This is a genomic window from Acinetobacter tjernbergiae DSM 14971 = CIP 107465 (assembly GCF_000374425.1).
GTDB classification, from domain to species: domain Bacteria; phylum Pseudomonadota; class Gammaproteobacteria; order Pseudomonadales; family Moraxellaceae; genus Acinetobacter; species Acinetobacter tjernbergiae.
The window spans coordinates 55,890-68,252 of the sequence record NZ_KB894358.1; the positions used below are offsets into that span (position 1 = coordinate 55,890).

Sequence of the window (12,363 nt, forward strand, 5' to 3'; positions counted from 1 at the left end):
ATGACCATCCAATGAAAAGTTTATGGCTAGATATTGGCAATACTCGCTTAAAATATTGGATCACTGAACATGATCATGTGATTGAGCATGCTGCTGAATTACACTTACAGTCTCCAGCCGATTTATTACTGGGCTTGATTCAGCATTTCCGCCATCAGCATTTAAGTCAGGTGGGGATCTCATCTGTTTTAGACGCGGAGAACAACCAACGTATTCAAATGATTCTCGATATTTTGGAAATTCCAATTATCTTTGCCAAGGTACATGCCGAATATGCAGGACTGCACTGTGGTTATGAGGTACCAAGCCAACTTGGGATTGATCGCTGGTTACAAGTGTTAGCCATGGCGAAACCCAATGAAAACTTTTGTGTGATTGGTTGTGGTACAGCCCTAACTATTGATTTAGTCGAAGGTTTACAACATTTAGGCGGCTATATCCTGCCAAATCTATATCTACAACGTGATTCGCTGATTCAAAATACCAAGGGCATTAAAATTCCAGATTCGGCTTTTGATAATTTAAAACCTGGGCACAACACCGTCGATGCAGTACATCATGGTATTTTACTGGGTCTAATCAGTACCATTGATCAAATCATGCAACAGTCACCCAAAAGTCTGATTTTGACAGGTGGTGATGCTGATTTATTTGCTAAATTTCTTAGCCATTATCAACCTCAAGTTGAACTTGATTTACTGCTGAAGGGATTAAGAAATTACGTTCAGCTCAATTCAGCTTTAACTAAAGTTTGAAGTATTTGTAATAATTGAGGAAACGTACTATAGCCATCTTCAGTACGGAAATGCCCTGCCTGAACAGCTTCAGCTTCAATCAGTTGGGCATTCAGTAAATTTGAAAATTTAAAGGTCAAAGGCACTGGGACAATAGGATCATTCGTAGAAAAGAAAACGAGGCGTCTTTTAACATTGGCTCGGATTACGGCGCTCGTAAAATTTGAATGCTTGATAAATTCATCATATTCAGGAAATTTAGCTATAGGTTCATTAAAAGCAGCAATAAATAAGCATGCTTTCAACTGAGTTTTTTGCAGATGCTTTGCTAGAAAGTGAGCCACGGCAATACAAGACAATCCATGGGAAACAACAATACTCTGTTCATTTAAATCTTGTAGTTGTGTTTCTAAACAAGTTTGCCAAATTTCAGCTTCTGGGTGATTCGAGTCCGCAAGGAATATACATTCAGCGGCAATTCCTTCAGATTTTAATTGTTGTTCTAACCATAAATACCAATGCTGCTCTGGATTTGCATTTTCACAATGTAGTATAAATACCTTACCATTCGAATTATGTGACATATATAACACTTTATAAATATAAAACAAATACTTAAAATAATTGTGTCTCTTATTCATTTATTTTCATATTGATTTTCTGTATTAAATTTATACTTAGATGCACAAGAAAAATTTAACAAAAAAGGCGCAATTTGCGCCTTTTCTAGAGAGCTTTAGGTTATTTCTTTGGTTCATTACTACCAAATAAAGGTCCCATGTTACCGCCACCAAATTGCTTTTGCATATTGCCCAAAGACTTCAACATTTTGCTCATTCCAGATGGATTCGCAAATTTTTTCATCATTTTTGCCATTTGAACTTGCTGCTTAATTAATTTATTTACTTCAGCGACGTCCATCCCACAACCAGCAGCAATACGCTTTTTACGGCTTGGATTCATTAAATCAGGATTACGACGCTCTTTGATCGTCATCGACTGAATAATTGCTTCCATACGCTTCACTTGCTTTTCAGGATTCGCTTGTGCAATTGCATCTTGGATACCTGAATTACTCATGCCAGGCAACTTATCCAAGAAGCCCATCATACCGCCCATCTTGCTCATTTGTTCAAACTGCATCAGCATATCTTCAAAGTTGAAGGTTCCGCCTTTTTGCAGTTTTTTCGCCATTTTTTCGGCTTTTTCTTTGTCGATTTTACGTTCAACTTCTTCGACTAAAGAAAGTACGTCACCCATACCCAAGATACGTTGTGCAACACGATCTGGATGGAATGGCTCTAATGCATCTAACTTCTCACCGATACCCAAAAACTTGATTGGTTTACCTGTGATCGCACGAACAGAAAGTGCTGCGCCACCACGTGCATCACCATCAGTCTTAGTCAGAATAACACCTGTCAACGCCAAAGCATCGTTAAATGCTTTGGCTGTGTTTGCAGCATCCTGACCTGTCATTGCATCAACAACAAACAAGGTCTCAGTTGGCTTAACAGCAGCGTGTAATTCTTTAATTTCCTCCATCATGTCTTCATCGACATGGAGGCGACCTGCCGTATCGACAATCAAAACATCCGCAAATTGGATTTTCGCTTGTTCAATCGCACGCTTAACAATATCAATTGGTTTTTCAGTGGCTTCTGAAGCAATGAAACCAACACCCACTTCATTGGATACTGTTTCTAACTGTTTAATTGCCGCTGGACGATAAACGTCAGCAGAAACAGTCATCACTTTTTTCTTTTGACGTTCTTTTAGAAAACGCGCTAGTTTTGCCGCAGTTGTTGTTTTACCTGCACCTTGCAAACCTGCAAGTAAAACCACTACAGGTGGCTTTGCACTTAAATCTAAAGTCTCATTTGCCTCACCCATCATCTTGGTGAGTTCATCATAGACAATTTTTACAAATGCCTGACCAGGAGAAAGCTGAGTCATCACTTCCTGACCAAGGGCTTCTTCCTTAACCTTCGCGATGAATTCACGAGTTACAGGTAATGCCACATCGGCTTCAAGAAGTGCCATACGTACTTCACGTAAGGTATCTTTAATATTGTCTTCGGTCAGCTGCCCTGAGCCAGTAACATTTCTTAAACTCTGTGTGAGTCGTTCTGTTAAGGTATCAAACATTGCGAAATCCGCTTAAAATGGCTAGTTGCAAAAAAAATCTTTCTTAAAATAGAAAATTTATGCGTAAGATGCTATAGGATACTGTAGTTCGAAGCGAATTTATATCTTATATAGTGAATATTATTCATCCTCCTAAAAAAGGTTTGACATGATCAGTCTCCCCTTGGTTTACACAATTTTGGCACTTGTAGCCTATACTAGTTCTTTTTGGTATTTGTTTATACGTTTGATGTCAAAACGTACTCCAAATCTTTGGTGTTATGGTCTTTTAATTACTTTAGGGTTGGTGCTGCATAGCATCGTACTCTATCCAGATATGATGACACCAATCGGCATCAATTATGATGTATTTAACCTGATGTCCTTTACTTCAGGACTCATGTTGGCACTTAGCCTCATCTTGAGCTTAATTCGCCCTATTTTGCCTTTAAATTTAATTGGAACACCTGTCGCTGCATTTGGCTTAATTTTAGGTTATGCCTTTAGCCAACCAAACCAAGTGATTGAACAACATAGTTTAGGCTTAGATTTACATATTATTCTGTCATTATCCTCTTATGCAGTGCTGTTAATGGCAACGATTCATGCTGTATTGCTTTGGTTCCAAGATCGTGAATTAAAAAAGAAGCAAAAACGACGGATTTGGGTGAATTTACTTCCTCCATTTCAAGTCATGGAATCGGTACTTTTTGATTTAATTATTACAGGTTTTGGTCTACTTACCGCAGCTCTGCTCTTTGGTTTCTTTACCATTGATAACTTCTTTGCACAACATCTCGCACACAAAACCGCATTCAGTATTATTTCATGGTTCTTATATGGCGCACTATTAATTGGACATTACAAGTTTGGTTGGCGCGGACGTAAAGCGATTCGTTTTACCATTACAGGTTTTATCTTGCTCGCAATTGGTTTTATCGGGAGTAAGTTTGTTTTAGAAATGATTTTGGGACGTTAAACAACACCACTTAGCCATTTGAGGAATAACTTTGTATTCATATTACAAATATATAGATACAGATGGGGAAATAACTTTATATGAAGTTGATCAGGAATATTATTGTTTAAGGTCGATATTTGTTAACTCATCAGAATGTATAAATACAAATTTAAGCATAAAGCAAACTAATTTCTTCTTACCCGAAGGTAATTTCTCCGAAAGCTTAGATATATTGACTCCAATAAAAAAAGAAGAATTTTTAAATTTCTGGGATCAGTCGATATCTAAATATTTAAAGCGGTGGAACGAATTAAAAAACAAATTCAAAATAGGGGAAATGATCGAAACCGAAATTGTTTGTTTTTATCCTCAAGGAGTAATCGTTCAATATGATAAAGAATTTTTTGGTTTCGTTGACTACAACGATTGTAAATCTGTTCTAGGTGCATCAAATATGTACCCTCAACAAAAAATTAAACTTTTTGTTGAAAATTTTGATGATGACAACTTATGGGTTAATTTTTCAATTAAATCTGTTTAAACACTTTTTCAACATTAGTAGACAGCCTATCTGAAAATGCGTATAACGCAGTATTCACTTCATTAGGTAATAATCATCGTGAAACTTGTGCTCGCTCCAATGGAAGGCTTAACTGATCCGATCATGCGTGATGTGCTCACTCATGTTGGCAGTTTTGATTGGTGTGTCACTGAGTTTATCCGTATTACTGACAGTATTCTTCCCGACCACATTTACTACAGTTTTTGTCCTGAATTAAAAAATGAGGGAAAGACCGCAGCAGGTACGCCAGTCCACGTCCAGTTTCTTGGCAATAATCCAGATATGTTGGCAGCAAATGCAGCTAAAGTAGTCGAGCTTGGCGCTCCAGCGATTGATCTTAATTTCGGTTGTCCTGCAAAAACAGTGAATCGTCATCGTGGTGGTTCTGTATTGCTTGATGAGCCTGAAACAGTACATCAATTGGTCAAAGCAGTTCGTGACGCTGTTCCTACGCATATCCCTGTTTCAGCAAAAATGCGTTTGGGTTATTTGGATGAAAACCACACTTTAGATAATGCACATGCGATAGAAGATGCTGGCGCAAATTGGCTCACCGTACATGCGCGTACTAAAGCTGATGGTTACACTCCACCTGCGTATTGGGAAAAGATTCAACCGATTACCGAAGCATTAAAAATCAATGTGATTGCGAATGGTGAGATTTGGAATAATGCTGATGCTAAGGCATGTCTACAACAATCAAACTGTCAAGATATTATGATTGGTCGCGGTGCGGTGACTACACCAGATTTAACCTTATGTATTCGTGAAAATAATGATAATCCCATCCTTTCTTGGCAGGATTTAGTTGAACTCCAACAACGGTTTTTAAGTGGTCAATTTAAAACTGAAATTGGAATGATTGGTCGTTATAAACAATGGCTGGGAATGATGACGAAAGCCTATCCTGAGGCTCAAGAGCTATGGGCTAAAGTAAAAAGAGAGAAACAACTCGAACTTATTCTTGAATCTCTAAAATAAAAATAGGGAGTTAAACTCCCTATTTATCAGCTTCTAACCGATCACATTCCACTAATTTTCATTTTTAGATTTGTAATTGATGCACCAGTCATTCCAATATTACCGATCGAGTTATTTTGTAAACCATTAAATACATTAGGGTCAGTAGTTCCAATTGTATTACCTAATTTAATATTATTTAAACTCAAATTAAAGTCATCAGTTTTACCAGAATTACCAAAAACTATTCCACCCACTTCAGTGCTTGTTGGCCCTTCAATTCCAGCATAAAAACCATTTAATCTAAAACCAGTACTGCTATTGGTTGCTTTAAATTGTAAATCAAAACTAGCACCAATTGGTGTCGTTGTAGGATCACCTGATGTTGTATAATCTGAAACAAGCATCATATTACAGCCCGTGCCCGTCCCACAAATTGAGTCAATTGCTCCACCAAATAAAATCATTTTACCTTGAGGAGATGCACCCAATTGAATATTGATTGTTGGTTTGTTTGATGCAAGAAACTTAATATCAAAATTATCTTTTACTCTTAATAATTCTTTAACACCTGACTGAAGCTTAATCGCGGTAGAAATATCAAAAATTGATTTACGAGTATAGGTACTTCCACTAATAATTGATAAATTATTTGCGTCAGCAGTATAGACAGAGAATGGCTTTATACGAAAGCCAGTATAGTTTCCACTAAAAGACAAAGCTATGTTAGCAAAAGCACCTTTTGATCCTGTCCCTTTATCAGTATCTATCACCGCATTTATTGTAGGAAGTGCTGTATCAGCATTAGCTGCATCAATTCCGACAATCGCAACGGGATTTGGCTTTAATGCATTAAGTGGTGTTTGCCCTGCTACCCCTGCAATCACTAAACCTGCACGACTCGTATAATTTGGTGAGGTGTAGCTACCATTAGATAAACCATCTGTATCAATGATGCCAATTTGATTGAATTCAACTTTGGAGTTGTTAATTGAGATATTAATACCATCTTGCCCAACAGCAGATGCAAGACTTTGGTCATCCATCGGCTGCATTGCCATTGTATAAGGACTTAGTAAAAACAAACATCCTATCAATTTCTTTTTTTTCATTGTCCTAATCCTTAAGACAAGTGGCTAAATTATGCTCACAATTCTAGCACAATATTATTCAAGTACAATATTTTCAATCATGTAGTTAAATAATATACCCAAATAAATTAATTTCTTGGAATAATACCTAGTTGGCTACTTAAACGTCCACCTGTAAGTACCATTTCACCAAGCCGAGCGCCTGCACCTGTTGTTGGTGGATACAAATTAATATCTCTTGCTCTAAATACGCCCGCAATTTTATCTGTACCTGTACCTGTACCATTCGTTCCAGCTGGATTAAATGTTAGTCCAGTATTAAATCCAACCATCCCTTCACCAGAACTATCACGCCCAACAACAATTGCATTATTAAATGCAAGTTTACCAGTCAAATTATCTAAACCTAGAGTTGAACCATCTACAGGATCACTGATTTGAATCGTATTATTAGAACCAGTTAATTCAAAATCACCTACAATATTTAAGCTGTTACCTGTACCATCATTTTTATACTCATTATTCGGAATAAGAGAAAAGTCCATATTTCCCCCCAAGCGTAATTTAAGACCTAAAAGAACATCATCCTTCAAAGCAAAATTATTCGTTGGAGCAGAACTACCACTTGCACAGCCAAGTGCATTAATATTCTGAGCACATGTTTTATAAGTAGAACCAGGTAAATATCCTGCAGCAAGTTCAGCTGACATAACAATAAGCATATCTTTTAAACTCACGTTAAAGCTGCCTTTTTCAACACCAATAGTTCCAGCACCTTTCAAGAGCATATCAACATTTCGTAATCCCATATAATAATTTGCAGGCTGAATACCATTAGCCGTATTATTATCGTTATCACCACCATCAATAACTAGAATTGATGTTGTTTTATTACCCTGTGCTATGAAACTACCATTACGGTCAATACCATCTGTACTCATGGCTAAAGAAAAGCCTAGTCGTGGAGTTTGTCCAACACCAATAGCTGCTTTATTACCACTCATATCATATGTATAAACAGTAGAAGCATCTATTTTAGTACCATACATTGCCATATTGGCATTTAAATTATAGAACGGTAGTGCTAATCCCCAAGAGTTTAATTTGTTCGTTGTCGTATTAGAACCATCATGCTCTGTGATTGGCTGATATCCTGAAGCAGGGTTATAAGTTGCGCTATTAGTAAAACGTCCCTGACGTGAAATCGCTTGAAACTCTGCACCACGAACTGCAATCAACATGCTATATGGATTTGTATTCCCAGTACCTGTATGAATATTTTGAGTATAATCAGCAGCATTTGTTAAATAACTACCACTCGTTCCACCAAAACGGCTCGTCTGAAACATATAATTGGCTGGTAGTACCACTGATTTTGAATCAACTAAATTTATATATACATTTCCACTATCAAAAGAACCACGTGTTCCAGATTGAAGACCTGTTAAGTTTCCAAATTCAAACCCATAAGTATTTAATCCTGCACCACCGATTTCTAAAGTTGTGGCATTGGTCTTTTCAGCTGCACTAACCGTACCATCCATATTGGTATCCAACATCATATCGGTATCAGTCGTAAAATCCGCTTTCATACGAAATGCTATGCCTGAATTACCCATAATATTACCACCTAAAGCGGCAGCACCAGCACCATTATTAGATGTTCCCAATATATTGGTATTATTAGGATTACCATATTGCCCAACAGCAATTATAGGATTTGGTCGAGTTGCACTTTCTAACCCACGAACCTGTAAAGAACCATTGACCATACGACCACTAGCGCCTACGCGAATCAATCCTACCGCTCCAGTAGGACTCTTCGTATCAGAGGTAACTGCATAACGTGTATTATTGTCAGTATTATTAACATTTTTATTCATCATAAATTCGAGGTTTAAACCAGCATTTGTCGCCTTATTAGTACCATTCTTATATGATTGAGCCGTAATCGCTGAGCTACCACTATCCTCTACTCTCGTAAAATCAACATAACCTAAAGTTGAGCTTGGTTTATCTGTCGTTAATGCATTTGCTGTACCAACTGAATTAGTTTGGATTCGTAATCCTTCTTTATCATCAACATACATTACCCCCTTACCTAAAAAGTTAAAATTGAGGTTTTTGAGTATGAGTTGATTCAGTTGATTATTAACATCTACCTGTCCAAGATAAAGATTAATATTTTTTAAACCTAGAACTAGACTGGATTGACTCGTTTTACTAAATAAGCCATCGCGGGTTTTAAAACTAAGTCCAATCGCTGAGCTTGTTTGAATTCCCAAAGTACCTACAGGATCACTACAACGAGCACTTGCTTCAGTATCACAAATCTTAAATGCATCGACAGTAATTAGAGATGGATTACTTGATAATTCTAAATCTAAACCAGACTTGCCAGCCTCACTACCAATGTTAATTTTATAATCGGTACCTAAAGCCAAGGTTGAAGCATTACTTTGTCTGATCTTAAAACCTTCGGCTATTGCTCTTAACTTAGTATTGGTTGCTCCATTACTTCCTCGACCGGCATCATCTTCCCAGTAAAATTGTTGAACATCAACGGCATCATAGGTTGTTGCAATTTGTACACCATCTTGGCCATTCACATTACGTAGAGCACTATCATCTAAACGTTGTAAAGCAAATGCAGAATGACTCGCCAATAACAAGCTTAAGGCTAACGTTGTCATTGTAAAACAAGTTGTATTGTGATTTTGGTTATTTTTTTTCATCACTTAAATCCTTGTGAATCAATAAAGAGTAATGATTATTAGCAACGAGGGTGGCTGCCATCACAACCAAACATCATCACCCTTCCTTGCAATGCAAGATTCCCATTCATCTGTACTCCCATAAAACCAGTTTCTCGACCAGTATCATAGTTATTCGCTGTTGTCGCTCCACTTGCAACTGTTCCCATAGTCTGAGTTTTAGCCGCATATGTAGAGGTTTTTAAGTAACCATAATCACTTGGAGTTGTACTTGATTCTTCAATCAAATTCCCACTAGCATCATAATAAGAAAGTACCTTATCTTGTTCGATAGACAAAGCATTAAAACCAAAATTACGGATCTGAATAGGCTTTGACACATCAAAACTTAATTGAATAGCTGGTTTAATCTTGTCAACACCACTATCATTTTTATAAACAAGATCAACACCATCTAAACCCAGCTTTTGGATATTAGTGGTTCCTTGAATTCCTTTCATAACTAACCATAATTTTCGACCTTTAGCCGTACTTGAAGGATCACTTGCAGCTTTAGTCCACAAATCAGCCGCATCACCTGTATTTTGTTGTACAAAACGCTTATTAAATGAAATTGCTAAGCGACAATATTCCAAATTAGTACAATTAAATGTGGGTGATTTAGTTGCATCCTGTAAATCAGCATTAGACATTACATTATGGTTTAACGATAACTTTAATGATAAATCTGCACCAGCCTGCCCTTCCACTGCTTGTAAAGCCTGATTATCTAAAACTTGTAATTCTGCATGTGAGAAACTTGTTGCAAATAATAGAAATAAAATAGTTTTTTTCATGGCATTACTCCTGTTTATAGTCCAGCTGTTGTTATTTTCATATGCTGAATAAGTAAGCCATCAATTACAGCTGACCCCATATTATTCAGCCCAACATTTGGACTAGACGGCGCTGGATTTGAAGTCCACTTCGTACCACTATAATTCGCTCCTGTTCCCTGATTTGCATTCCATGTTGGTAAAGCAGCCCAAGCTGGAATCGTAATTTGACGGGCGGTATTGGTCCCCGCAGTATAAGCAGTATGTGCGATAGTTGGATTATACCCTGCAGCAATTTCAGCTACATCAAAACTATTAACCGCAATCCAGCCAGCATCGCCACTACCATTTGAATTTCCACCTGTCATTGCGAAATCAAAACAAGTATTTGCCGTACCAGTACTGTTATTACATCTACTACCATCTGTAGCCCAATCGAAATACGCTCTAAATGAGGAAAAATTTCGCCAACTACTTGAGTTTATACTGACACCATAAGGATTCGCTGTCTGACCCGTACTATTTAGACCTGTTGCATAAGTCCATCTATTTTGTTGGTTAGCCGTTGTACTGGTGGTATTGTTTGTACAATCTGGCGTTCCTGCACCGCCTGCAACACAACCATTTGGCGTATAATAAGTACGAAGACGGGCCTCTAATTGATAATAATTATTTGTTTTAGCAGCTATATTTGTAGTCCCAGTTGGTATCAGTCCAAATGAAATACCAATCGCATCTTGGGTAGCTGTACCCTTAAAGGCTTGGAGAGTCCTGCCACCATCAAGTGACTCGACAGTACCAATACTAAGACTACTATGTGTTGCTAGTTTTTTATTTGCTAAAGCTGTAGCTGAGTAATCATCGCGAGGAGACCCTCCTTGATAACCGGCTAGCTCACTTGTTCCACATTGATAAACGTTACAGGTCGAACCCAAATAAGTTGCATCTAAACCACTGTAATCTGTATAAATTTTCTTATAAATTTCTTCTTTATTTGGAATTCTAGTCACTTCTAGACTGAAATTTTTACCATCTGAACCCAAAATGACAGGCTGATATAAAGAGCCTAAAACTAAATTAATATTTGGATTGTACATAAACAATCCTTCATTTGGTGAAAAGTTTGGTGCCGTTGTTGCGCCGCTACCACTAATTCCTGGACTAGCTAATAAGCCTTGTGCTGTACCCGTAGTACAACCATTTAAATTTCCAGCACCACACTCTTGCGTACTAAATCTGAGAACGCTGTTGACTGTTGGCATTGTAAAACTCCAAGCGCTAATGGAGTCTGTGGTATTTTTCGTTCTTAATTGGTAAATACGACTATTAAATGACGCATCCGTAGGCTCAGTACCTGAGTCAACATAATTCAAATCTTGTGTAGAGTAACGTAACGTTGTACTTTCAGTTCGACTCACCGTTGGTCTTGTGATACTCGCTTTTAAACCACTTGCATCTCCACTATTGAAACGTAAAATTCCAGACATCCCAAAAGTATTATTATAGAAATAACTTAATCCTGCAGTATCAGTTGCTCCTTTTAGCGTTTGGAACATTTGCAAATTACTGCCATTAATACTAAAGCCATTCCAAATCGCTTGAAGTCTAAGTCGGTTTGCCCTTTCAGCCTCTTCTGTTCTTGGTGTATGTGTTGTACTAAACAACTCACCTAATTTAAATTGATCTGCATTTCCCTCTGCTTTACTTTGGTCTCGAATAAAGGCATCAGCCCATAATGCGAGCTTTAAATTATAAGCATCAGCTCCACTAGCAGCTGTGGTTGGTAAGGTCGTTTCATACAACGGTGCTTCTAAATTAAGATAAGTAATCTGACAAGATAAATCAGTGCTCCCAGAGCAATTACTCGCACTAAAATTTGGAACATTTTTAGCAGTTGTTGCTTTAAATATCCATGGATTAGTTGCGGTCCCCCAACTTCGAATTGCAGCATTAGCAATACCACTTGTTAACCCGGAATCTAAACGACTATTTGAATTATTATTTGCATTTCTAGAAAGTGCCAAACCATATAAATAAAGATCAGCTTTACCCACAGAATGATCAGAAGCATTCACATTGCCGTCTTTATTCGTATCTTGCACAGTCGAAGTCAATCCACCTACAGGTAAATAATGAATATATCCTGTGTCATTGATTCGTTTTGTCGGGTCTAAAATATCTGTCTGAGTTTCATTTGCACCTGCACCCCGAAATACAAAATAAGCATCTTGTGGTAATAGTGCAATTCCTTCACCCGTTGTTTGACTTAAGCCATCATCGGAGAGCTCTTGCAATGCGAAAGCAGGTTGGCTTATACAAAAGCCAATCAAACTCGCTAAAACAGTTTTTTGAAATGATACCGTACGAACTGTAGTCATCTTGACCTTCCTGTTAACGAT

10 protein-coding genes are annotated in these 12,363 nt (G+C 37.5%); 4 read left to right on the forward strand and 6 right to left on the reverse strand.

From position 1 onward, the window contains the following. The first annotated feature begins 11 nt into the window (after positions 1–11). Positions 12–755 (forward strand): pantothenate kinase, encoded by a 744-nt coding sequence (locus C502_RS0105865; RefSeq protein WP_018677902.1) that lies wholly within the window; start codon positions 12–14, stop codon positions 753–755. Here the strand turns inward: C502_RS0105865 and C502_RS0105870 are convergent. Both C502_RS0105870 and ffh read right to left on the reverse strand, forming a co-directional pair. Further along, positions 725–1,318, reverse strand: coding sequence for an RBBP9/YdeN family alpha/beta hydrolase (locus C502_RS0105870; protein WP_018677903.1), 594 nt, complete (start codon positions 1,316–1,318; stop codon positions 725–727). The genes C502_RS0105865 and C502_RS0105870 overlap by 31 nt on opposite strands. A gap of 157 nt (positions 1,319–1,475) precedes the next feature. Then, a complete protein-coding gene (ffh, locus tag C502_RS0105875; protein WP_018677904.1) occupies positions 1,476–2,882 on the reverse strand; it encodes a signal recognition particle protein in 1,407 nt (468 codons plus the stop codon). Positions 2,883–3,030: 148 nt separating this feature from the next. Between ffh and C502_RS0105880 the strand changes: the two genes are divergently transcribed. The 3 genes from C502_RS0105880 (at position 3,031) to C502_RS0105890 (ending at position 5,365) form a co-directional block, all read left to right on the forward strand. Next, positions 3,031–3,840, forward strand: a complete 810-nt coding sequence (locus C502_RS0105880; protein ID WP_018677905.1) for a cytochrome C assembly family protein — start codon at positions 3,031–3,033, stop codon at positions 3,838–3,840. A gap of 31 nt (positions 3,841–3,871) precedes the next feature. Further along, positions 3,872–4,363: a hypothetical protein gene (locus C502_RS0105885; protein ID WP_018677906.1), complete on the forward strand. Its 492-nt coding sequence runs from the start codon at positions 3,872–3,874 to the stop codon at positions 4,361–4,363. A 78-nt stretch (positions 4,364–4,441) separates the two neighbouring features. Beyond that, positions 4,442–5,365: a tRNA dihydrouridine synthase gene (locus C502_RS0105890; protein WP_018677907.1), complete on the forward strand. Its 924-nt coding sequence runs from the start codon at positions 4,442–4,444 to the stop codon at positions 5,363–5,365. A gap of 41 nt (positions 5,366–5,406) precedes the next feature. Here the strand turns inward: C502_RS0105890 and C502_RS0105895 are convergent, their stop codons facing one another. From C502_RS0105895 to C502_RS0105910, 4 genes are all read right to left on the reverse strand, one after another. After that, positions 5,407–6,456, reverse strand: coding sequence for a DUF6160 family protein (locus C502_RS0105895; protein WP_018677908.1), 1,050 nt, complete (start codon positions 6,454–6,456; stop codon positions 5,407–5,409). A gap of 107 nt (positions 6,457–6,563) precedes the next feature. Next, positions 6,564–9,170, reverse strand: coding sequence for a DUF6160 family protein (locus C502_RS0105900; protein WP_018677909.1), 2,607 nt, complete (start codon positions 9,168–9,170; stop codon positions 6,564–6,566). Positions 9,171–9,208: 38 nt separating this feature from the next. Continuing rightward, on the reverse strand, positions 9,209–9,985 hold the full coding sequence (locus tag C502_RS0105905; RefSeq protein ID WP_018677910.1) for a DUF6160 family protein: 777 nt from the start codon (positions 9,983–9,985) through the stop codon (positions 9,209–9,211). A 14-nt stretch (positions 9,986–9,999) separates the two neighbouring features. Beyond that, on the reverse strand, positions 10,000–12,342 hold the full coding sequence (locus tag C502_RS0105910; RefSeq protein WP_018677911.1) for a hypothetical protein: 2,343 nt from the start codon (positions 12,340–12,342) through the stop codon (positions 10,000–10,002). Positions 12,343–12,363: the final 21 nt, after the last annotated feature.